Annotated in this window: 20 protein-coding genes; 10 read left to right on the forward strand and 10 right to left on the reverse strand. The window is 68.8% G+C overall.

Annotated elements, in window-relative coordinates:
* Positions 1–23 precede the first annotated feature (23 nt).
* From ACLHG5_RS03965 to ACLHG5_RS03980, 4 genes are read left to right on the forward strand one after another with little or no spacing between them, the layout of a single operon-like run.
* Entirely contained in the window at positions 24–1,166 is a 1,143-nt protein-coding gene (locus ACLHG5_RS03965; RefSeq protein WP_411317924.1) for a hypothetical protein, read from the forward strand.
* Complete coding sequence (locus tag ACLHG5_RS03970) at positions 1,163–2,719, forward strand: DNA polymerase Y family protein (RefSeq protein ID WP_411317925.1); 1,557 nt, start codon at positions 1,163–1,165, stop codon at positions 2,717–2,719. Before ACLHG5_RS03965 ends, ACLHG5_RS03970 begins: the two co-directional genes overlap by 4 nt.
* Positions 2,719–2,853, forward strand: a complete 135-nt coding sequence (locus ACLHG5_RS03975) for a hypothetical protein (protein WP_411317926.1) — start codon at positions 2,719–2,721, stop codon at positions 2,851–2,853. Before ACLHG5_RS03970 ends, ACLHG5_RS03975 begins: the two co-directional genes overlap by 1 nt.
* Positions 2,853–6,305 carry an error-prone DNA polymerase gene (locus ACLHG5_RS03980; RefSeq protein ID WP_411317927.1) on the forward strand — a complete coding sequence of 1,151 codons (3,453 nt, stop codon included), beginning with the start codon at positions 2,853–2,855 and terminating at the stop codon, positions 6,303–6,305. The genes ACLHG5_RS03975 and ACLHG5_RS03980 overlap by 1 nt, the downstream gene beginning before the upstream one ends.
* Positions 6,306–6,459: 154 nt before the next feature.
* On the opposite strand, the gene ACLHG5_RS03985 is transcribed toward ACLHG5_RS03980, so the two are convergent.
* Both ACLHG5_RS03985 and ACLHG5_RS03990 read right to left on the reverse strand, forming a co-directional pair.
* Entirely contained in the window at positions 6,460–8,250 is a 1,791-nt protein-coding gene (locus ACLHG5_RS03985; protein WP_411317928.1) for a DEAD/DEAH box helicase, read from the reverse strand.
* Positions 8,251–8,373: 123 nt separating this feature from the next.
* Positions 8,374–8,640 carry a GlsB/YeaQ/YmgE family stress response membrane protein gene (locus ACLHG5_RS03990; protein WP_411315492.1) on the reverse strand — a complete coding sequence of 89 codons (267 nt, stop codon included), beginning with the start codon at positions 8,638–8,640 and terminating at the stop codon, positions 8,374–8,376.
* A 185-nt stretch (positions 8,641–8,825) separates the two neighbouring features.
* Here ACLHG5_RS03990 and ACLHG5_RS03995 point away from each other — a divergent pair, with 185 nt between their 5' ends.
* The gene (locus ACLHG5_RS03995; protein WP_411315491.1) at positions 8,826–9,617 is read left to right on the forward strand and encodes an SGNH/GDSL hydrolase family protein; all 792 of its coding nucleotides are present in this window, start codon (positions 8,826–8,828) and stop codon (positions 9,615–9,617) included.
* A 25-nt stretch (positions 9,618–9,642) separates the two neighbouring features.
* Here the strand turns inward: ACLHG5_RS03995 and ACLHG5_RS04000 are convergent, their stop codons facing one another.
* Both ACLHG5_RS04000 and ACLHG5_RS04005 read right to left on the reverse strand, forming a co-directional pair.
* Entirely contained in the window at positions 9,643–10,746 is a 1,104-nt protein-coding gene (locus ACLHG5_RS04000; RefSeq protein ID WP_411315490.1) for a fatty acid desaturase family protein, read from the reverse strand.
* A gap of 128 nt (positions 10,747–10,874) precedes the next feature.
* A complete protein-coding gene (locus tag ACLHG5_RS04005; protein WP_411315489.1) occupies positions 10,875–12,110 on the reverse strand; it encodes a D-alanyl-D-alanine carboxypeptidase family protein in 1,236 nt (411 codons plus the stop codon).
* Positions 12,111–12,189: 79 nt separating this feature from the next.
* On the opposite strand from ACLHG5_RS04005, the gene ACLHG5_RS04010 reads away from it, so the two are divergent.
* On the forward strand, positions 12,190–13,134 hold the full coding sequence (locus ACLHG5_RS04010) for an aminoglycoside phosphotransferase family protein (RefSeq protein WP_411315488.1): 945 nt from the start codon (positions 12,190–12,192) through the stop codon (positions 13,132–13,134).
* A 35-nt stretch (positions 13,135–13,169) separates the two neighbouring features.
* Here ACLHG5_RS04010 and ACLHG5_RS04015 read toward each other — a convergent pair whose 3' ends face one another.
* Entirely contained in the window at positions 13,170–13,973 is an 804-nt protein-coding gene (locus ACLHG5_RS04015) for a TrmH family RNA methyltransferase (RefSeq protein WP_411317929.1), read from the reverse strand.
* Between the two features lie 148 nt (positions 13,974–14,121).
* Here ACLHG5_RS04015 and ACLHG5_RS04020 point away from each other — a divergent pair, with 148 nt between their 5' ends.
* Together ACLHG5_RS04020 and ACLHG5_RS04025 are read left to right on the forward strand one after the other, a co-directional pair.
* Positions 14,122–15,003 carry a Sir2 family NAD-dependent protein deacetylase gene (locus ACLHG5_RS04020; protein WP_411317930.1) on the forward strand — a complete coding sequence of 294 codons (882 nt, stop codon included), beginning with the start codon at positions 14,122–14,124 and terminating at the stop codon, positions 15,001–15,003.
* On the forward strand, positions 15,000–15,635 hold the full coding sequence (locus ACLHG5_RS04025; protein WP_411317931.1) for a histidine phosphatase family protein: 636 nt from the start codon (positions 15,000–15,002) through the stop codon (positions 15,633–15,635). Before ACLHG5_RS04020 ends, ACLHG5_RS04025 begins: the two co-directional genes overlap by 4 nt.
* Before the next feature lie 19 nt (positions 15,636–15,654).
* Here ACLHG5_RS04025 and ACLHG5_RS04030 read toward each other — a convergent pair whose 3' ends face one another.
* Entirely contained in the window at positions 15,655–16,779 is a 1,125-nt protein-coding gene (locus ACLHG5_RS04030; RefSeq protein WP_411317932.1) for a glycosyltransferase family 4 protein, read from the reverse strand.
* A complete protein-coding gene (locus tag ACLHG5_RS04035; protein WP_411317933.1) occupies positions 16,776–17,675 on the reverse strand; it encodes an alpha/beta fold hydrolase in 900 nt (299 codons plus the stop codon). The genes ACLHG5_RS04030 and ACLHG5_RS04035 overlap by 4 nt, the downstream gene beginning before the upstream one ends.
* Before the next feature lie 101 nt (positions 17,676–17,776).
* Here ACLHG5_RS04035 and treS point away from each other — a divergent pair, with 101 nt between their 5' ends.
* Together treS and ACLHG5_RS04045 are read left to right on the forward strand one after the other, a co-directional pair.
* Positions 17,777–19,501 (forward strand): maltose alpha-D-glucosyltransferase, encoded by a 1,725-nt coding sequence (gene treS, locus ACLHG5_RS04040; protein WP_411315482.1) that lies wholly within the window; start codon positions 17,777–17,779, stop codon positions 19,499–19,501.
* Positions 19,502–19,510: 9 nt separating this feature from the next.
* A complete protein-coding gene (locus tag ACLHG5_RS04045; protein ID WP_411315481.1) occupies positions 19,511–20,197 on the forward strand; it encodes a 3'-5' exonuclease in 687 nt (228 codons plus the stop codon).
* 85 nt (positions 20,198–20,282) lie between these two features.
* On the opposite strand, the gene ACLHG5_RS04050 is transcribed toward ACLHG5_RS04045, so the two are convergent.
* The 3 genes from ACLHG5_RS04050 to glgA form a co-directional block, all read right to left on the reverse strand.
* Complete coding sequence (locus ACLHG5_RS04050) at positions 20,283–20,534, reverse strand: type B 50S ribosomal protein L31 (protein WP_411315480.1); 252 nt, start codon at positions 20,532–20,534, stop codon at positions 20,283–20,285.
* Between the two features lie 115 nt (positions 20,535–20,649).
* Entirely contained in the window at positions 20,650–21,432 is a 783-nt protein-coding gene (locus ACLHG5_RS04055; RefSeq protein WP_411317934.1) for an ABC transporter ATP-binding protein, read from the reverse strand.
* Positions 21,433–21,504: 72 nt separating this feature from the next.
* Positions 21,505–22,686, reverse strand: a complete 1,182-nt coding sequence (glgA, locus tag ACLHG5_RS04060; protein WP_411317935.1) for a glycogen synthase — start codon at positions 22,684–22,686, stop codon at positions 21,505–21,507.
* Positions 22,687–22,698: the final 12 nt, after the last annotated feature.

Here is a 22,698-nt window from a genome sequence, read left to right on the forward strand (position 1 = left end):
AACGTATGTTCGAACATGGAGACATGCTTTCCGGTGCCGCTCTCTCGTCGTACGACGACGTCGAGAGCGACGACGCCTACGCGGATGCCTTCGACCACGGCTTCGACGACGTCGACTACGCCGCGGCGCAAGCCAAGCAGCTCGAGGCCAGGCAGCTCAAAGCCCGGCAGCTCAAAGCCCAGCAGCTCAAAGCCCAGCAGCTCAAAGCCCAGCAGCTCAAAGCCCAGCAGCTCACAGCCCAGCAGCTCAAAGCCAAGCAGCTCACAGCCCGGCAGCTGGAGGCCACACAGTTCGCGCAGAGCAGAGGCCGCAATCGCAGCGTCGCCTCCGCATCAGCCGCCGCGACCATCATCACCGCGCGCGAACTCGCAACAGCAGCAGCCGCACCCGCCGCACCCGCCGCACCTGCCCCCGCGACACCGACGCCCGCGACCGACTCCCCCGTCGAGACCGTGCGCGACCTGCAGGCGCGCATCCGACAGATGCAGGGCACGAAGCTCGACACCCGCAGCCTCCCCACACATCCGGCGATCGCATCGCTCCTCCCCGGCGGAGGGCTCCAGCAGGGCGCCGCCTACTCGGTCGCGTCGTCGGCGACCCTGCTCATGGCGCTCCTCGCCGGCCCGTCGGCTGCAGGCTCGTGGTGCGGTGTCGTGGGGGTTCCCGAGTTCGGCGTCGAGGCCGCGTCGCACTACGGTGTCGACCTCGAGAGGCTCGTGCTCGTGCCGCACCCCGGCGACCAGTGGCTCGCTGTGACCGCCGCGATCGCCGACGTGCTCACGGTCGTGGTCACGCGTCCGCCCCGCCGCGCCACCGACTCGAACGTCGCGCGGCTCGCCGCCCGGTTGCGGCAGCGCGGCGCGACCCTCATCGTGCTCGGATCGTGGCCGCAGACCGACGCGATGCTGAGCCTCTCGCACAGCCGCTGGAGCGGCATCGGCGACGGATCCGGCCACCTCGCCGCGCGCGAGGTCACCGTCACGGTGAGCACGCGCGCGGGCGCGAGACCCCGCAGCGCGCGGCTGTGGCTGCCCGACCGCGGCTCGTCCATCAGTCGAGCCGAGACGGGCGGGCCCGAGCGCCTCCCCCAGCACACGGCCCCCCAGCACCCGGCCTCGGCTCTCGAGCCCGCTCCCGTGCACCACCTCGCAGAATTGGCCGGATGATGGCGACCCGACTCTCCGCCCCCGTCACGCGCACGATCGTGCTGTGGTGCCCCGACTGGCCGATCACGGCGGTCACCCGCACGTCGACCCTCTCGGCGGATGCCCCGCTCGCCCTCATCGAGAAGGGGCGCGTCTTCGCGTGCTCGGCCGCCGCCCGGCGCGAGGGGGTTTCGCGCGGGATGCGCGTGCGCGAGGCGCAGAGCCGCTGCCCCGAACTCGCGGTGGCGCCATACGAGCAGGCGGTCGACATCCGCTCGTTCGAACCGGTTCTCGCGGCGATCGAGGAGGTCATGCCGGGGGCGCAACTGCTGCGTCCCGGCACGTGCGCCATCACGTCGCGCGGACCGAGCGCGTTCTACGGCAGCGACGACGAGGCCGCACTGTGGTTGCTCGACACCCTCGACTCCCTCGGCATCACGGATGCGCGCGTGGGCATCGCCGACGGCCCGTTCACGGCCGAGCGTGCTGCGCGCAGCACGACGCGCCCCCGCATCAGGGTCGTGCCCCGGGGCGAGTCCGGCGACTTCCTCGCGCCCCTTCCCGTGACGGTGCTCGAGCGACCGCAGCTCGTGACCCTTCTGCAGAGGCTCGGTGTGCGCACCCTCGGCGAGTTCGCGGCACTCGACCCTCTCGACGTCGAGAATCGCTTCGGCGCCGACGGTGCCCACGTGCACGCTCTCGCGGGCGGCCTCGACAGTCGGAGGGTGATTCCGCGCACTCCCCCGCGCGAACTCGACAGTGTCATCGAGTTCGAGCCCCCGCTCGACCGCATCGACCAGGTGGCGTTCGGGTTCCGGGCGTCGGCCGACCGGTTCATCGCCGAGATCACGGCAGCGAAGCTCGTGTGCACGAGCATCAGGGTCGAGATCGACAGCGAGGCGGGTGAGACCTCCGAGCGCACGTGGGCGCACCCCCGCTCGTTCACGGCCTCCGACGTCATCGACCGCATCCGCTGGCAACTGCAGGGCGGCGGAAGCGAGACGGGCCTCAGCTCCCCCATCTGCTACGTGCGTGTCGTGCCCGAGAGCGTCGATGCGATCGGAGGTCACGAGCAGGGGCTGTGGGGCACGGCGGCGGATGAACGCATCCATCACGGTCTCTCGAGGGTGCAGAGCATGCTCGGCCACGGCGGCGTTCTCACGGCGGTGATCGGCGGCGGGCGCACGCCTGCCGACCGGCAGAACCTCGTGGCGTGGGGCGACCGCCCGGCATCCGCCCTCGACGCCACGCAGCCCTGGCCCGGCAGCCTGCCGACCCCCGCGCCGTCGACCGTGTTCGAGGTGCGCCAACCGGTGTCGGTCGTGTCGAGCGACCAGGTGATCGTGACGGTCGACGACCGCGGGGCCATCTCGGCCGCACCGAGCGGGTTCTCGACGGGTGGCGAGTTCCGCCCGATCACCGCGTGGGCGGGGCCGTGGCCGGTCGAGCAGCGCTGGTGGGCGGCCGAGAGCCCCGTGCGGAGCAACCGTTTTCAGATGGTCGACGACACCGGGCTCGCGTGGTTGCTCATCAACGAGGGCGACCGCTGGTGGGCGGAAGCCCGGTACGACTGATGGGCTGCTACGAGCACGGTCTCGCGCTGCTCCTCGCCGAGGAGAGGCTCGAGGCCGCTGAACCCGTCGAGCCCGCTGAATCTGTCGAACCCGCTGAGGCTGCGGCACCCGACGACCCCGAGCGGCGCGACTGATGGGCTGGAGCAACCCGCCCATCACGTGGTCGGAGTTCGAGCGCGCGCTCTCCGACACCCGGCGCCCGGGCTCGGCTCCCGAGGGTGCCGACGGCGGAGACAGCCCGGCGTGGTCGGCGAAGCGGCAGCCCTACGTCGCCCCGGGCCAGAACGGCCAGAAGGCCGCGGGCCAGACCGGCGGCGGAGCGGATGCCGGCGGCGCGAGCCCCGCGACGGTGCCCTACGCCGAACTCCACGTGCACTCGAACTTCAGTTTCCTCGACGGCGCGTCCTCCCCCGAGGCGCTTCTCGAAGAGGCCCAGAGGCTCGGCTTGCACGCCCTCGCTCTCACCGACCACGACGGTCTCTACGGGATCGTGCGCATGGCGGAGGCGGCGGAGAGCTACCCCGACATCAAGACGGTGTTCGGCGCTGAGCTCTCGCTCGACCTCTCGAGCCCGCAACTCGGGGTCGCCGAACCGGAGGGCACCCACCTCCTCGTGCTCGCGCGGCGCGAGGAGGGCTACCACCGGCTCGCGTCAGCGATCACCTCGGCCCAGCTCGCGGGGGGCGAGAAGGGGCGCCCCGTCTACGACCTCGACGACCTCGCGAAGCGGGCCGACGGGCACTGGGTCGTGCTCACGGGGTGCCGCAAGGGCAGGGTGCGGCGCGCTCTCGTCGACGACTCGCTCGAGGCGGCGGGGGCCGAACTCGACGAACTTGTGAGGTTGTTCGGCAGGGACAACGTCTTCGTCGAGCTCGTCGACCACGGGCATCCTCTCGACTCCACCCACAACGACGCCCTGTTCGCTCTCGCTCGAGACCGCGATCTCGCCGTCGTCGCCACGAGCAACGCGCACTACGCGACCCCCGACCGCCACCGCTTGCAGTCGGCGCTCTCGGCGGTGCGGGCCAGGCGCAGCCTCGACGAGATGGACGGCTGGCTGCAGCCCGCCGGCGCCGCCCACTTGCGCTCGGGCGCCGAGATGCAGCAGCGTTTCGCGCGCTACCCCGGGGCCGTCGAGCGCACCGTGACCCTCGCCGACGACCTCGCGTTCCAGCTCAAGAGCGCGAGGCCGGGCCTTCCGAAACAAGCGGTGCCCGACGGACACACCCCCATGTCGTGGCTGCGCGAGCTCGTCTGGCAGGGTGCGGCAGAACGGTATCCGGTGCTGCGCGACGTCGACCGCGATCGCATCGGCCGCGAACTCGATGTGATCGAGAAGAAGGACTTCCCCGGCTACTTCCTCATCGTTCACGACATCGTCGCCTTCGCGAAGAGCCAGGGCATCCTGTGCCAGGGGCGAGGGTCGGCTGCCAACTCGGCGGTGTGCTTCGTTCTCGGCATCACGGCGGTCGACTCGATCTTCTACAAGCTCCCGTTCGAGAGGTTCCTCTCGAGCATGCGCGATGAGGAGCCCGACATCGACGTCGACTTCGACTCCGACCGTCGCGAGGAGGTCATCCAGTACGTCTTCGACAAATACGGCAGGCACAATGCCGCCCAGGTCGCGAACGTCATCACCTACCGCCCCAAGTTCGCGGTGCGCGACATGGCCAAGGCGCTCGGTCACTCGCCGGGTCAGCAGGATGCCTGGTCGAAGCAAGTGGAGCGCTGGGGCGGGGTCGTCTCGAGCGACGACCACGACATCCCCGACGCCGTCGTCGGTCTCGCGCAAGAGGTGCTCACTTTTCCGCGGCACCTCGGCATCCACTCGGGAGGCATGGTGCTCACCGACCGCCCGGTCGGCGACGTCGTGCCGATCGAGCACGCGCGCATGGAGAAGCGCACCGTGCTGCAGTGGGACAAAGACGACTGCGCGTGGATGGGCCTCGTCAAGTTCGACCTCCTCGGACTCGGGATGCTCGCGGGGCTGCAGTACACCTTCGATCTCGTCGAGCAGCACCTCGGCGAGACGTGGACCCTCGCGACGCTCCCGCGCGAGGAGCCCGGGGTCTACGACCAGTTGTGCCGCGCCGACTCGGTGGGGGTCTTCCAGGTCGAGAGCCGCGCGCAGATGGGGCTCCTCCCCCGCTTGCAACCGCGCAAGTTCTACGACCTCGTCGTGCAGATCGCGATGGTGAGGCCCGGCCCCATCCAGGGCGGCGCCGTGCATCCGTTCGTGAGGCGCAAACTCGGCGAGGAGCCGATCACCTATCTCCACCCCAAGCTCAAGGAGCCCCTCGAGCGCACGCTCGGGGTGCCGGTGTTCCAGGAGCAGCTCATGCAAGTGGCGATGGCGGTCGGCGGGTGCACGGGAGAAGACGCCGACCTCTTGCGACGCGCCATGGGCTCGAAGCGCGGCATCGAACGCATCGAGTCGCTGCGCGAGAAGCTCTACGCGGGCATGGCCGAGAACGGCATCACGAACGAGGTCGCCGACGACATCTACGGCAAGATCAAGGCCTTCGCCAACTTCGGGTTCGCCGAGAGCCACTCGCTCAGTTTCGGCCTGCTCGTCTACGCGAGCGCGTGGTTGCGGTTGCACTACCCCGCGGCGTTCCTCGCTGCCCTCTTGCGCGCGCAGCCCATGGGCTTCTACTCGGGGGCGACACTCGCGGCCGACGCCCGTCGCCACGGCGTGCAGGTGCTGCGGCCAGACATCCTCAGGTCCGATGCGGATGCCGTGCTCGAGCCTCTGACCCCGACGACCGGCCTCAGTGCGGCGACGGGTTCGGTCGCGTGTCTCAGTTTCGAGCAGCCCCCCGTGCCCGAGTTCGACCGCTCCGCGCACTTCGACTGCGACGACCACCGGCGCGACGGCGCCCTCGCGGTGCGGCTCGGGCTCGCCGACATCCGCGGCATCGGGGCGAAGCTCGCGAAGCGCATCGTCGCCGACCGCGAGGAGCACGGGGACTTCGCCGGAATGCCCGACCTCGTGCGCCGGGTGGGGCTCGACACGGCCCAGCTCGAGTCGCTCGCGGCGGCGGGCGCGTTCGACGCGTTCGGGCTCAGTCAGCGCGAGGCCCTGTGGGCGGCGGGCGACGCCGCCCAGAACCGCGAAGAGTTTCTCCCCGGGAGCCACGTCTCGGTGCAGCCTCCGCTCTTCAGCCTGCCGTCGGAGGCCGAGACCCTCATCTCCGACCTGTGGGCCACGGGCATCTCACCAGACGACCACCCCGTGCGTCACGTGCGCGCGGCCCTCGCCGCGCGCGGTGTGCTGTCGTCGGCCGAGCTCAAGGTCGCCGAGTCGGGCAGGCGCGTCGAGGTCGCGGGCGTCGTGACCCACCGGCAGCGCCCCGCGACCGCGAGCGGCATCACGTTCGTCAACCTCGAAGACGAGACGGGGCTCGTCAACGTCATCTGCAGCGTCGGCGTGTGGAACCGCTACCGCCGCATCGCGAGGGAGGCCCCCGCGATGATCGTGCGCGGGATGCTCGAGCGCTCGGCCGAGGGGGTCGTCAACATCGTCGCCGACGGATTCGACGTGCTGCCGCTCGCGGCGAAGAACGTCTCCCGCGACTTCCGCTGACCGTTCGACCGGGAATCGGAGGTCCTGGCGGTGCTGAATCGACGGGGAGCCTCGATGAGAAAGCAGGAGTTCCCCCCTCCGCAGCAGAGAAACCTCCTGCGAAAGGTGCGGGCTCGACAGAAATTCCTGCATCCCCGCGGCCGCCCGCAGCCCGTCAGCGCCCGCGCGCCGCGTTCTTGCGCAGCAGGTCGATGCGCGACTGCAACTGGGCGACGGTCGCGCTCGACACCGCGGGCCCTCCGCACATGCGCCGCAACTCCGCGTGGATGAGTCCGTGCGGCTCCCCCGTGCGCTTGGCGCGCAGCCCCACGAGGCTGTTGAGCAGTTTGCGCTGCTCGGCGAGGGTCCGGTAGAGCGCCGCGGGCGGCTCGGGGGCGGGCTCGCCCGCGTCCTCCCGACGGCGGTCACGGTCCGACGACCGCCGCGACTGCCTCGCCTGCCGCTGCTTGAGCAGGTCGCTCACCTGCTCGGGTTCGAGTAGCCCAGGAATCCCGATGAAGTCGAACTCCTCGGGGCTCCCGGGTTCGGCGAGGGAGCCGTACTCCTCACCGTCGAACATGACCTTGTCGAAGGTCGCCGTCGACGCGATGGCCTCCCACGTGAACTCGTCGAGGAGCTCCGAAGATGCCTTCTCCTCGCGTTCGGCGGATTCGAGCAGCGAGTCGTCGAGACCGTCATCGTCGCTGCGCTTGTCGAGGGCGTGATCCCGTTCGAGCTCGAGAGCCGTCGCGAGGGCGAGCAGCGGCTTGACGCTCGGCACGAAGATGCTCGCCGTCTCGCCTCGGCGCCGCGTGCGCACGAAGCGTCCGATGGCTTGCGCGAAGAACAGCGGTGTCGAGGCGGATGTCGCGTACACCCCCACGGCGAGCCGCGGCACGTCGACGCCCTCCGACACCATGCGCACGGCGACCATCCACCGGCTCGTGTCGTGAGAGAAGGTGTCGATGCGGTCACTCGCCTCTTTCTCGTCGGAGAGCACGACGGTGGGTTTCTCGCCCGTGATCTCGGTGAGCACGCGCGCGTAGGCTTTGGCGGCGAAGTGGTCGGTCGCGATCACGAGTCCGCCCGCGTCGGGCACGGCGTGGCGCACTTCGCTCAACCGCAGGTCGGCGGCGCGCAGCACCGCGGGAATCCAGTCGCCGTCGGGGTTCAGGGCCGTTCGCCAGGCCTGCGCGGTGACGTCTTTCGTGTCGCCCTCGCCGAGGCGCGCCTCCATCTCGTCGCCCATCTTGGTGCGCCACTTCATGCTCCCGGCGTAGGCCATGAAGATCACTGGGCGCACGACGCCGTCTTCGAGGGCACGGCGGTATCCGTAGTTGTAGTCGGTCTGCGAGATGCGGATGCCGTGCTCGTCGGGAAAGTAGGTCACGAACGGGATCGGTGCGGTGTCCGATCTGAAGGGCGTGCCCGTGAGCGAGAGTCGTCTCGTCGCGGGTTCGAACGCCTCGCGGATGGCGTCGCCCCAGCTCAGGGCGTCGCCGCCGTGGTGCACCTCGTCGAGGATCACGAGGGTGCGGCGGTCTTCGGTGAGCGAGCGGTGCAGCGCGGGGGCCATCGCCACTTGCGCGTAGGTCACGACGACCCCGTGATACTGCCGCCCCCCGGTTCCGTGGTTGTTGCGGAACGCCGGATTGAGGCGGATGCTCGCGCGGTGGGCGGCTTCGGCCCACTGGCGTTTGAGGTGCTCGGTCGGCGCGACGACCGTGATGCGGTCGATGGCGCGGCGGGCGAGGAGTTCGGCGGCGAGCCTCAGCGCGAACGTGGTCTTGCCTGCCCCGGGTGTCGCGGCCGCAAGGAAGTCGCGCGGTTCTTTCTCGAAGTAAAGGTCGAGAGCCTCGGCCTGCCAGGCCCGCAGCCGCTCGGCGGTGCCTCGCGCCGCCCGTTCGGGAAACGCCGGCGACAGGTGTTCTGCTGCCGAGGTGCCGAAGGTCGAGGGGGTGCTCACTCGAGTCGACTTTACCGGAGCACACCGACATCGGCCGTCGCTCTGGACCAGACCGGAGTGTTAACGAACGAACTCCCCGCCCTGGGGGCGAGGAGTTCGAAAGCTGTGGTGCTGTGGTGCTCGTTACGCCTTGCGGCTGCGTCCGGTGATGAAACCGTAGATGACGAGAACGAGGAGCGAACCGAGGATCGCGACGATCCAGGTCTGGATCGAGAAGAAGTCCTCGAGTCCGATGTCGAAGAGCGCGCTACCGATGAATCCACCGAGGAGCGCTCCGACGACGCCGAGTACAAGCGTGATGATCCATCCGCCGCCCTGGCGTCCGGGCAGAATTGCCTTAGCAATGGCTCCAGCCAACAGTCCGAGTACAATCCATCCGATGATTCCCATGACGACCTCCCAGTCGATCGAGTTGCGGCGCCGGATTACCGGCGCAGCTAGAAATTCTCGCACAGGCAGTTTCATCCCGCGGAGGGTTGACGTAAGCAGCCGACCTGTGCGAGAGCTGGAGAGAGCCGCCTGATGGGCTCCGACTGTACTTTGAATCTGCTGGCCGCGTGCGGCACTCTGGGGTCATGACTCAGCAGCACCCCTGGTCGCGCTACGTCGCGATCGGCGACTCGTTCACCGAGGGACTCGGTGATCCCGAGCCCCGTTCTCCCGGAGGCAACCGCGGCTGGGCCGACCGGGTGGCCGAGGTTCTCGCGACCAAGACCGACGACCTCGCCTATGCGAACCTCGCCATCCGCGGCCGGCTGCTCAAGCAGATCATGGACGAGCAGATCGACGCGGCCCTCGCGTTGCGCCCCGACCTCATCACGATGTCGGGCGGGGGAAACGACATCATCCGGCCCAACACCGACCCCGACGTCGTCGCGGCCAGGCTCGAGTCCGCCGTCGAGCGCTTGCGCGTCGACGGAGCGACGGTCGTCATCTTCACGGGGCCCGACATCGGCATGACCCCCGTGCTCAACCGCTCCCGGGGAAAGGTCGCGATCTTCAACGAGAACCTCCGGGCGATCGCCCTCAGGCACGACGTCGTCGTCGCCGACATGTGGGCGCTGCGTCAACTCAAGGACTCCCGCATGTGGGCACCCGACCGGTTGCACTTCTCCGCCGTCGGACACAACACCGTGGCCAGGATGGTGCTCGACACCCTCGGCGTCGAGAACGAACTCGAGCCCTTCGCGCCCGAGCCGCTCCCGCCCCGGCCGTGGCGTCAAGCCCGATACGACGATGTCTCGTGGGCGAGGGAGTACCTCATGCCGTGGGTCTTGCGCCGCATCCGGCACCAGTCGTCGGGTGACTTCATCAACGCGAAGCGGCCGACGGCGGCGAGCATGCGCGAGCCGTCGTCGACCGAGTGACCCGACGCGTCAGGGCACTGCGCGATCAGCGCCCGTAGGCGGATGCCGCGGGGCAGTCGAAGGGGTCGCCGCCCGCGGAGAGCCCCACGCGGTTGAGGTACTGGATGACGATGCCGTAGGACTGCATGAGCGTCGTCTCGGTGTAGGCGATGTTGTGGGTGTCGCAGTATTCCTTCGCGATCTGCTGCGCTCGCTTGAGGTGCGGCCTCGGCATGTTCGGAAAGAGGTGGTGCTCGATCTGGTAGTTGAGCCCGCCCATGAACGTGTCCATGGCGACGCCGCCCGTGATGTTGCGCGACGTGAGCACCTGGCGGCGGAGGAAGTCGACCTTGGAGTCTTTGGGCAGCACGGGCATGCCCTTGTGGTTGGGGGCGAACGAGGCTCCCATGTAGAGACCGAAGATGCCGAGCTGCACACCGAGGAAGGCGAAGGCGAGGCCGACGGGCAGCACGAGGAACAGCACGGCGAGGTAGGCACCGAGTCGCGTCACGAGCATCGTGATCTCGACGCCGCGCTTGTCGACCTTGCCGCGGCCGAAGACCGTGCGCAGGCCGAGCACGTGGAGGTTGAGCCCCTCGAGCAGGAGGGCGGGGAAGAAGAGGTATCCCTGGCGCTTGGTCATCCACGCGTAGAGGCCGCGCGTCTTGGCGGCGTCCTCGGGGAGGAACGAGATGAAGTCGGGGTTGATGTCGGGGTCTTTGCTCACGACGTTGGGGTTGGCGTGATGACGGCTGTGCTTGGTCATCCACCACGAGTAGCTGATGCCGACGAAGAGGTTGGCGATCACTCGACCGGCGATGTCGTTGGCCTTGCCCGACTCGAACACCTGGCGGTGCGAGGCTTCGTGGGCGAGGAAGGCGTACTGCGTGAGCACGATGCCGAGGCCCGCGGCGATGAGCAACTGGAACCAGCTGTCGCCGAGGAGAACGAACCCCGTGATGAGCCCGCCGAGAGCGACGGTGACGAGGGAGAACATGAGGGCGTAGAAGCCCGTGCGTCGCTCGAGCAGTCCCTCGGCCCGCACAGTGCGCAAGAGAGCCGAATACTCGGTCGTCGGGTTCTTCTGGTTGCCGCCCGGCTTCGTCTTGGTGAATGTGACGACGGGCGTCGCGGTCGCGGTGGCGCTCATGCGGTCCTCGATCTGGCTAGTGACTTCTCAGTCGAAATGGTGAGCGGGTGCTCTCACGGATGACACGACCATAAGACCCTCGTCTGGACGGAACGTGGAGATATTCCGGCGTGGTTACATAGTGCCGCTCAGGGCATGAGTCGTCGGGGATTGCTCAATCGCCACTCGATGCTCGGTGCCTCGAGGGGGGCGTCGAGGGTGAGCGGAACGGTCTGCTCGACGCCGTCGACGACGACCGTCACCGACCCGACGGTCTCGCCCGCGGTCGCCGTCACGACGTCGTCGACGACGACGTCGGTCGTCACGGGAGGAGAAGACCAGACGATGTCGGCGACCCGCTCGCTCGCGACAGCCTGCGCGCTATCACCCCACTCGGTCTCGAAGGAGGCGAACACCTGACCCTCGTCGACGACCACGAGTTCGGTGAAGCCGGCCCGGACATCGTCGAGGAGACCGTCGACGGCGGCGGCGAGGCTCTCGCGGGTCTCCCCGCCCAACACCACTCCGACGACGGTGATGCTCTCGCCGCCGACCTCGACGTCGGTCGAGAACAGGAGGCACGACCCGGCCTCCTCGGTGTTGCCGGTCTTGATGCCGTCGACGCCGTCGTTGCCGCCGAGGAGGAGGTTGGTCGACTCGATCGGCCCGAATCCCGGAACGGAGATGACGGGGGTCGACACGATCTCCGCGAGAACGGGGGTGTCGAGCGCGAGCATCCCGATTCTCACGAGGTCGGTGGCCGACGAGACGTTCCGAGGAGAGATACCGGTCGGTTCGACGAGCCGGGTCGAATCGAGACCGTTCTCGTCGAGCCACTCGGCGGCCGCGTCGACGTAGGCCTCTTGCGAGCCGAAGACCCAGTTCGTGAGGGAGACCGCGTAGTTGTTGGCCGAGGGGACGACGACGAGCTCGAGCACTTCGCGCTGGGTGAGTCTGCTGCCCGGCGCGACGGGTTCGACACTGCCGTTCTGGCGCACGAAATCGAGATAGATCTCGAGGTCCTCGTCGGTGAACTCGATGACCGGACCGGACTCGTCGGGGCCGAGGGGCGCCTCGTCGAGCACGACGAGCGCCGTGACGATCTTCGAGATGCTCGCCATGGGCCGCGAGCCCTGATCGCCGTGGACGGCGAGGTCGGCGCCGTAGCCGGCGGCACCGATTGCGCCGGACCCGTACGACGGCCAATCGAGATCGGTCTCAGGGGCGACGGGGGGCGACCACTCCGCGGTCGACGACGTCGCGGAGTCGAGCGGCGCGGTGAGGGCCAGTGGCACGTAGGCACCCACCGTCGCGACGGCGACGAGGGCGGCGATCGTCACGGAGAGAGCTATCCGGCGACGCATCGAGCCGGGTTTCGTCGCCACCCGCTCATCGTACTTGTTCGGTCGCGGGTCGATCGAATCGTGTCGTCCGGGCCCTCGCCGACCTGCCTAGGCTTGATCGATGCGCACCGCCCGGTTGTTCGAAGCTGCAGGGATCGCCTCATTCCCCGAGCGGTCGACGTGGGACGCCGAAGTCGTCGACATCGTCGCGACGATGGTGCACCGCTGGGGGCTCACGGTCGGTGACGCGCACTCCGGCGGCATCTCGGCGACCGTGCTCGATGTCGTGCGCCCCGACGGCTCCCCCGCCGTGCTCAAGGTGGGGTATCCGCACGAGGAGGCGATCGCCGAGGCCGTCGCTCTCGACGCCCTGCCGCGCGATTGCGCGCCCGCCGTGCTCGCCCAGGATGCGTGGACGTGGTCGATGTTGCTCGAGCGCGTCGACCCCGGGCAGTCGCTTCTCGATGAGGCGCTCGCTCCGAGGGCGGCGCTCGTGGCGGGCGCCGAACTGCTCTCCCGACTCTCGGCGACCCGGCCCGTCGCGGGCATCCCCCTGCTCGCCGATGTCGTGACGGCGCAGCGTCGCGTCGCGCGGTCTCGAGTCGATGCGCAGCGTGACGTGCTCCAGTCGGTCGGCGCTCTCGACCTCGTACCCTCCGCTCTCTCCGACGTCGACGCTCTCGTGCGGTCGGGGATGAGCTCGGCGTTCGTGCACGGAGACTTCAACCCCGGAAACATCCTGCGCTCGCGCGACGGCTGGGTCGCGATCGACCCGAAACCGATGATCGGCGACCCGGCGTTCGATCTCTGGCCGCTCGTCGTGCAGCTCGGCACCCCGTTCGGCGGCCCCGACCCCGTGAGCAGTCTCGGCGAGGCCGTCGGCGTCGCGGCGCGCACGGCCGGGTGCGACCCCGTGCGCGCGACGCGGTGGGCGGCCGTGCGATCCGCGCTCGCGGTCACGTGGTACGTCCACGCGGGCTCTCTCGACGTCGCCGCGCGGGAGGCCGACGAGCTGCGCGTGTGGGCTCGACTGAGCGAGCGGATGACGACGGGGCCCGTCGGTTGAGCGTCGCGGCGCTGGTTGAGCGTCGCGGTGCGGGGTCAGCGCTCGCGCAGAGCCCAGAGAACGACGGCGCTCGTCGCGGCGACGTTGAGGGAGTCGACCCCGTTGCCCATGGGGATCGTCACGACGCTGTCGGAGGCGGCGAGAGCCTCGCGGCTCAGTCCGCTGCCCTCGGCACCCATCATGAGGGCCACGCGGTCGGGCACGGCGGCAGCGAAATCGGCGAGGTCGACGGCGCGATCGTCGAGGGCGAGAGCCGCGAGGTGGAACCCCGCGTCATGCAGGATCTCCCCCGCGCGAGGCCACTCGGGAAGGCGCGCCCACGGCACTTGCAAGACGGTGCCCATGCTCACGCGCACGCTCCGTCGGTAGAGCGGGTCGGCGCACCGGCGGGAGACGAGCACGGCGTCGGCCCCGAGGCCCGCGACCGAGCGGAAGATCGCTCCGACATTGGTGTGGTCGACGATGTCCTCGAGAACGACGACGCGCCGGGCTGTCGTGAGGAGGGACTCGGGGCTCACGAGCGGGGGACGGTGCATCGACGCGAGGGCGCCGCGATGCAGGTTGAATCCGGTGAGGGATTCGAGCACGTCGGGCTCGCCGACGTAGACCGGGATGTCGTGGTCGGCGAGGAGCGGACGCAGTCCGTCGAGCCACTTCTCGATCACGAGGATCGACTTCGGGCGGTGTCCGGCCGCGAGGGCGCGCGTGATGACTTTGAGTGACTCCGCGATGTAGAGCCCGCCCTCGGGCTCGGTGACGCGCCGCAGCGCGACATCCGTGAGTCCCGCGAAGTCCTCGAGACCCGGCTCGTCGATCGTCGTGATCCTGACCTCGCGCATGGGTTCCTCTGCAGCTCGACCCCGTGATGCGTCCTCGGCGAGGAACATCCGCGGCTCGCCTCGTGTTGAGCTTCGAGTGTCTATCCTGTAGGCACACCGGTGCTCGAGGCGAATCGCCCGACGCCGGCGACGCACACGGAAGGAACGGATGTCGACGATCGACGCTCTCGACGGCGGCCCGGCCGGTTCGTCTCCCGGCGTTCCCGCGGCCTCCGATCCCGCTGCACTCGACCTCGCGGTCGATGCCTTGCGCGGGCGCACCGTCGCGGTTCTCACGGGCGCCGGCGTCAGCACCGACTCGGGCATCCCCGACTATCGCGGAGCGGGCGCGCTCCCCCGCAACCCCATGACGTTCCAGCAGTTCGTCAAAGACGCCGACTATCGCAAGAGGTACTGGGCGGGAAGCCACCTCGGCTGGAAGAGATTCGACGGCGCCCGGCCCAATGCGGGGCACACGGCGATCGCCCGGCTCGAGAGCGCGGGGGTCGTCAACGGTGTCATGACCCAGAACGTCGACGGATTGCACGTGCGGGCTGGCTCGCAACACGTCGTCGACCTCCACGGCACGATGGATCGGGTGCGCTGCCTCTCGTGCGGTCAGAGCTTCTCCCGGTCGGATGTCGCGCAGCGCATCGCCGAGGCGAACACGTGGCTCGACGCCCCCGACGCCGTCGAGCTCGGCCCCGACGGCGATGTCGTCGTCGACGAGATCGACCGCTTCGTCACGCCCACGTGCACCGTGTGCGGGGGTGTCCTCAAACCCGACATCGTCTTCTTCGGCGAGTTCATCCCGACAGAGAGGTTCAAGGAGGCGACGGCGCTCATGCTCGCGGCCGATGCCCTCCTCATCGCGGGGTCGTCGCTCGTCGTGAACTCGGGCATCCGCTTGCTCGACCAGGCGGCCAAGCGCAAGCTCCCCATCGTCATCATCAATCGCGGAGAGACGCGCGGCGATTCCCGCGCGACCGTGAAAGTCGACGGGGGAACATCGGAGTCGCTCGAGCGACTCGTGCGCGAGTTCGCCTCGTGACCGACCTCTACCTCGTGCGCCACGGCGAGACCGACTGGAACGCCGCGCGTCGCGTGCAGGGAAGCACCGACATCCCCCTCAACGACACCGGTCGCGCGCAAGCGGCTCGCACGGGCCGACTGCTCGCCCGCCGCTCGTGGCACGCCGTCGTCGCGAGCCCGCTGTCGCGCGCGTGGGAGACGGCGACGATCATCGCCGAGGCCGCCGGCGCTCCCTCGCCCGAGAGGCTCGACGCGATCGTCGAGCGGGCGTACGGCGAAGCCGAGGGCCTCGACTACCTCACCCTCGACGAGCGTTTTCCCGCGGGGATCGCGGTTCCCGGGCGGGAGTCTCGCGAGCAGGTCGTGGCGCGGGCGCTCCCGGCGCTCACCGCGCTGGCCGCGGGTCGGCCGCGACAGAGGATCATCGTCGTGACGCACGGAGGCGTCATCCGCGCGCTCGTCAACACCGTCGAGCCCGACGTGCGCGAGTTGCGCGGCATCCCCATCACCAATGGTTCGGTGCATAGCTTCCGATTCGACGGTGGCGGCGTGCGGCTCCTCGAGTTCGACGATCCTCTCGAGCTCGAGTCGATCGACCCCGGAGCCGAGGACTTCGTCGAGCAGAACCCGGTCGCCGCGCGCGACGCCTAGCTGTACCGACTCAGTACGCCTAGCCCACGGGAGTGGCCGTGCGCGCGCGGGAGCGCGAACGCCGCGGCCTCCACCACGCGCGGCGGCGCTCCGGCAGCGTCTCGACGAGCGCGAGGAGGCGAGCGGCCGATTCGTCCCACGAGAAGTCGGCCGCGTGCGCGTGAGCGCGGAGCGACGCCGCCTCCCACACCCCGGGGCGATCCAGTTCGATCACGGCGCGAGCGAACGCGGCGGGGTCGAGGGGTTCGAAGAAGCTCGCGGCGTCTCCGCCCACCTCGCGGAAGACGGGGATGTCGCTCACGACGAGCGGTGTCGCGGCGGCGAGGGCTTCGATGAGGGGGATGCCGAAACCCTCGTCGAGGCACGCGGACACCATCGCCGTCGAGGAGCGCAGCAACTCGAGGTATCTCTCGTCGGAGACGCCGTTCTCGAAGACGACGGCACCCTGGGGCGCGAGGGCGGCGAGGCGCTCACGCGTCGCGTCGTCGATGCGGCTCAAGAGGTGCAGGCGGTATCCGGGCAGCGAGGCCATTCCGCGCACGAGTGTCTCGACGTTCTTGTTCGGCATGAACGTGCCCATGTAGACGAGCGTCTTCGCCTCGTCGTGGTCGCGCGGCGGGAGGTCGAGGGCGTCGACACCGGGGCGGATGACCGTGATCGGCCTCGCCGTGAGCGAGACCTCGTTCATCTCGCGCTCGCAGTTGTACGAACCGGTTACGACGGCCTCGCCGCGATTGAGCGCCATCCGCTGCGGAACGTAGGTGAGGTGATACCCCCACCAGATCGTGCGCACGATCCAACTGAACTCCCGGGGCGGCTTCCGCGTGCGATAGAAGACCATGTCGTGGAGGGTGAGGATGAGGCGGAACCTGCGGTGCGCCGACCCCACCGTCTGCATGGGGCTGTAGACGACATCCGGGTCGTGCCGGTTGATCTGCAGAGCCACCCACGGTTCGAGGAGGCTCGTCGCCGAGCGGATCTTGACCCACGGGAGGTCGGGCAGCATCGCGAGTTGGCGTTCGTCGCTGATCATCATCGTCACCGGGTGCAGCCGCGAGAACGCCTCGACGAGTCCCGCGGTGTAGCGGCTGATGCCGTCGTGCCGACCGATGCGCGTATAGCGACAGTCGAAGAGGATCTTCACGATGCCGGGAGGGTGTCGAGGAAGTCGGTGATCGCGGAAGCCGCGAGCTCGGGCACCTCGTAGTGGATGAGGTGTCCGACGTCGTCGAGCACGACGAGGGTCGACCCCGCGATCGCCTCGGTGAGGTCGTACTGGGCCTCGACGGGAGTGATGTCGTCGAGTCGCGCGGCGACGAGGAGCGTCGGCACCGTGATCTGCGCGGCGAACTCGCTCACATCGGCACTGATGCTCGCGGCGAAGCCCTCGACGACGACGTCGCGCGACGCGAACCTGCTGAAGTAGGTGTGGTGCTCCCGGTGGATCCAACGGCGGAGCGCCCGGTCTTTCGTCTTGGCCATGCTCGAGCTCATGAGCTGCACGATGACCCAGCTGCCGAGCAATCGGCGACCCCACCGGGCCGGGAGCTTCTTGGCGAGGCCGTAGTAGAAGACCGTGAGACCCGTGAGCCACTGGCGCGGCCCCTTGAGGCCCGAGGTCGCGATGGGGTTGACGAGGATGAGCGCGAGCGGCCGCATGCCGCCCGCGACGGCGTGAGACACGACGATCGACCCGAACGAGTGCCCGAGAACGATGGGGGCGGCCTCGAGCTCGAGAGCGTCGACGAACGCGACCAGCCACGCCGAGTATCCGGCGACGGAGTGGTCGGTCTCGGTGAGCGGGGTCGACTCGCCGAAACCGGGGAGGTCGGGGCTCACGAAGCGCACGCCGGGGAGGTTGGCGATGATCGGCTCGATCCCGTGGTGCTCGCCGCGGTAGCCGTGCACGATGACGACCGTCCGCTCGGCGTCGGCGGGACCGTAGACCCAATATCTCGTGCGACTTCCGAGCACGGAGACCTCGCTGACGGTGAGGGGAATCGAGGCGAGAAGGGGCGCGTACGGGGATTCGGGTGACATCGGTGTCCAGCATAGGGACGGCGGCAGTCCGATCGCGCTCGATCCCCTCCTAGACTCGTTACGAATGCATTAATAGCGACCGTCTGGTCGAGAGGACGAACGTGAGCTTTACCGCCCCCATCCAACTGCCCGGTCTGACCCTCGACCCCCAGTGGTATCGACGAGCCGTCTTCTACGAGGTCATGGTGCGGTCGTTCGTCGACAGCAATGGTGACGGCGCGGGTGATCTGCAGGGGCTCATCGGCAAGCTCGACTACCTCCAGTGGCTCGGAATCGACGCCCTCTGGCTTCCGCCGTTCTACAACTCGCCGCTGCGCGACGGCGGATACGACGTGTCGGATTTCCGGTCGATCCTGCCCGAGTTCGGAACTCTCGACGAGTTCAAAGACCTCGTCACGAAGGCCCACGAGCGCAACATGCGCATCGTCATCGACTACCCGCTCAACCACACATCCGATCAGCACGACTGGTTCCAGCAGTCGAGGTCCGATCCCGACGGCCCGTTCGGCGACTACTACGTGTGGCGTGACACCGACGAGGGCTACGCGAACATCCGCGTCATCTTCGTCGACACCGAAGAGTCGAACTGGACGTTCGACCCCATCCGTCGACAGTTCTTCTTCCACAGGTTCTTCTCGCACCAGCCCGACCTCAACTTCGAGAACGAGGGTGTGCGCGAGGCCGTATTCGACACCGTGCGGTTCTGGATGGACCTCGGGGTCGACGGAATGCGGCTCGACGCCATCCCCTACCTGTTCGAGACCGAGGGTGGCAACGGCGAGGGCGAACCCGAGACCCACGAGTTCATCAAGCAGTTGCGCGAGATGGTCGACCGGGACTACCCCGGCCGCATCCTCATCGCCGAGGCCAACCAGTGGCCGCGCGAGGTCGCCGCGTTCTTCGGCACCGAGGAGGAGCCGGAGTGCCACATGGCATTCGACTTCCCCGTCATGCCCCGCATCTTCTACTCGCTGCGCTCGCAGCACGCCGGCGAACTGATCAGCGTGCTCTCCGAGACCCTCGACATCCCCGACAACGCCGGGTGGGGCGTCTTCCTCCGCAACCACGACGAGCTCACCCTCGAGATGGTCTCCGAGGAGTACCGCCAGGCGATGTACGGCTGGTACGCCTACGACCCGCGCATGCGATCGAACATCGGCATCCGCCGGCGCCTCGCTCCTCTCCTCGACAACTCGCGCGCCGAGCTCGAACTCGCTCACGCGCTCCTGTTCTCGCTCCCGGGCAGCCCGTTCCTCTACTACGGCGACGAGATCGGCATGGGCGACAACATCTGGTTGCCCGACCGCGACAGCTCGCGCACGCCCATGCAGTGGACCCCCGACCGCAACGCGGGGTTCTCGACGGCCGATCCCGGAAAGCTCTTCCTCCCGGTCGTGCAGTCGCTCGTCTACAACTACAACCTCATCAACGTCGAATCGCAGCTCGCGCAGTCGCGGTCGCTCCTGCACTGGGTGCGCAACGTCATCCACGTGCGTAAGGCACACCCCACCTTCGGCCTCGGAACCCTCACGGTGCTCGAGACCTCGCACGAGTCGGTGCTCGCGTTCGTGCGCTCCTACGGCGGCTCGGGCACCCAGTTCGGCGACTCGCCCGAAGACGTGCTGTGCGTCTTCAGCTTCGCCCACAACCCCGTGTCGGTGTCGATCACCGTTCCGGGATTCGAGGGTTCGGCCACGTGGGATCTCTTCGGCGGCGGCGAGTTTCCGACCGTGAGCGAGAACGGCACGATCGACCTCACCCTCGCGACCCAGAGCTTCTACTGGCTGCACCTCGGCACGCCGTCCGGTGCCGGTGGCCGACCGTAGGGTGCGGGTGTGACAGCACCCTGGTTCGAGCGGCTCGGCGTCTTCGATCTCGAGACGACCGGAATCGATGTCGAGTCGAGCCGCATCGTCTCGGCGTACGTCGGCGTGATCGACGCCGACGGTGTCGCGACGGGCGTGGAGTGGCTCGCCGACCCGGGGATCGAGATCCCCGCGCAAGCGAGCGCCGTGCACGGCATCACGACCGAGCGGGCACGCGCCGAGGGGCGGCCGGCCGCTGAGGTCGTCGCCGAGATCGTCGAGGTCCTGCGAGCTCTTCTGGCTCAGCGCGTGCCGGTGACGATCTACAACGCGCCATACGATCTCACGCTCCTCAACCGGGAGGCGACACGGCACGGCGTGCCGCCACTCGACTCCCCCGCGCCGATCATCGACCCTCTCGTGCTCGATCGAGCGATGGACACCTATCGCAAGGGCAAGCGCACGCTCGAGGTCGCCGCATCCGTCTACGGTGTCGAGCTCACCGACGCTCACGACGCGTCAGCGGACGCCATCGCGGCGGGCCGGGTCGCCCAGGCCATCGCGCGCAAGTTCTCCGCCGAGCTCGGCGAGGATCTCGCCGAGTTGCACGCGAAGCAATCGCAGTGGTGTTCCGATCAGGCGGCGAGCTTCCAGGAATACATGAGGCGCACGAAAGACCCCGACTTCGTCTCGCACGGGGGCTGGCCCGAGCGCTGACTCGTTCTGCGGCGACGCGGGGCGACCGGGCAAACAAGAAGGGCGACCGGCTTTCGCCGATCGCCCGTCTGCAGATGTCTGGTGCTCAGGAACCGAAGCCCTTGTAGCGGGTGTTGAACTTCTCGACGCGGCCGGCCGAGTCCATGATGCGCTGCTTGCCCGTGTAGAACGGGTGCGACTCCGAGGAGATCTCGACGTCGATGACGGGGTAGGTGTTGCCGTCTTCCCACTCGATCGTCTTCGCGCTGCCGACAGTCGACCGCGTGAGGAACGTCGCCCCCGACGCGAGGTCGCGGAACACGACGGGCGAGTACGTGGGGTGGATGTCAGACTTCATGGTCATTCCTTGGGTTGGTGAGTGCGAGGAGGTGGAAAGTTTTCGGGCCATAGGCCAACCACCGATGTTACCAGAAGACGGGTGCCCGGGAGGAGCGCGAGTCGATCTCCGTCGATCAGGCGGCGCGGGCGGTGAAGCGGCCCGCGTGCTCCTCGACGACGAGATCGAGGCCGAACGCCGACGAGAGTGTCTCGGAGGTGATGACGTCGCCGAGCGGCCCGGATGCCGTGATGGCACCGTCGCCGAGCACGAGGGCGTGGGTGAATCCGACGGGGATCTCTTCGACGTGGTGCGTGACCATGACGATCGCGGGCGATTCGGCCGAACTCGCGTATCCCCCGAGAATCTGGAGCAGCTCCTCGCGAGCACCGAGGTCGAGGCTCGCGGCGGGCTCGTCGAGCAGCAGGAGCTCGGGGTCGGTCATGACCGACCGCGCGATCTGCACGCGCTTCTGCTCGCCGTCGCTCAGGTCGCCGAAGCGACGCGACTCGAGGTCGGAGAGCTTCCACTCGGCGAGCACGCGCTGAGCGCGGCGGGTGTCGACATCGTCGTAGCTCTCGGTCCAGCGACCCGTGACGGCGTAGGCGGCGGTCAAGACGACGTCGAGCACGATCTCGTCGGCGGGGATGCGACGCGCCATCGCCGTCGAGGCGAACCCGATGCGCGGGCGCAACTCGAAGAGGTCAGTCTTGCCGATGGTGTCGTCGAGCACGAGCGCGGTTCCCGAACTGGGGTGCAGCATGGCCGCGGCAACCTGGAGGAGCGTCGTCTTGCCCGCACCGTTCGGCCCGAGGATCACCCAGCGCTGGTCGTCGTCGACCTCCCACGACAGGGAATCGAGGATGGCGCTGCCACCCCTCACCACGGAGACATCGGACAGTTGCAGAACGCGCGCCATTCTCCAACCCTAGGCCAACTCCCCTGCGTGTCTCCGCACGCCGCGGGGCCCGCTCGGCGAGGGCGGGATCGGCTAGACGAGCGAGTCGTAGATGCGGCCGGTCTCGGTCGCGATGCGGTCCCACCCGAACTCGCGCTCGGCCCGTTGCCGCCCGGCGGTTCCGTAGGCTTTCGCGGCCGCGGGGTCGCTCACGACCTCGGTGAGGGTCGCCGCGAGATCGCGCACGAACTTCTCGGGGTCGGTGGGTGTTCCCGTGCCGTCCTGCTCCTGGTCGATCGGCACGATGCGCCCCGTGACGCCGTCGGCGACGACCTCGGGGATCCCGCCGGTCCCCGTGCCGACGACGGCGGCACCGCACGCCATCGCCTCGAGGTTGACGATGCCGAGGGGCTCGTACACGGACGGGCACACGAAGGTCGTCGCGACGCTCAGCACGGCCGAGAGCTCGTGCTGGCTCAGCATCCGGTCGATCCACACGACGCCCGTGCGCCCGGTCGCGAGTTCCGCGACACCGGCTTCGACCTCGGCGAGGATCTCCGGGGTGTCGGGAGCGCCGGCGCACAGGATGAGCTGCACGTCGGGCGGCAGGAGTTTGGCGGCGCGCAAGAGGTAGGGCAGGCCCTTCTGGCGCGTGATGCGACCGACGAACACGACCGAGGGTCGATCGGGGTCGATGCCGAGCGACCGCACGAGCTCGGGATCGTCGACGGGACGCCAGCGGTCGAGGTCGATGCCGTTGTAGACGACGGAGACCTTCGATTCGTCGAGCCTCGGGTAGGAGCGCAAGATGTCCTCGCGCATGCCGTTGCTCACCGCGATGACCGCGTCGGCGGCGTGGAACGCGGTGCTCTCGATCCAGCTCGACACGCGGTACCCGCCGCCGAGCTGCTCGGCCTTCCACGGCCTCAGCGGCTCGAGGCTGTGTGCCGTGACGACGTGAGGGATGCCGTGGAGCATCGACGCGAGATGACCGGCACCGTTGGCGTACCAGGTGTGCGAGTGCACGAGGTCGGCACCCGACACGTCTTGCGCGATCTGCAGGTCGACGCCGAGGGTCGCGAGGGCGGGGTTCGCGCCCGCGAGCTCGGTCGGCACGAGGTAGGAGTGCACATCCGGCTCGTCCCGCGGGGCGCCGAAGCACCTCACCACGACATCGCGGCTCGGTCGCAGCGCGGAGACGAGCTCTGCGACGTGCACACCGGCACCGCCGTAGATCTCGGGTGGATATTCCCTGGTGATCAGATCGACTCTCACGAGGTGAACGCT

The organism is Marisediminicola sp. LYQ85, assembly GCF_046600695.1.
Classification (GTDB): Bacteria; Actinomycetota; Actinomycetes; order Actinomycetales; family Microbacteriaceae; genus Marisediminicola.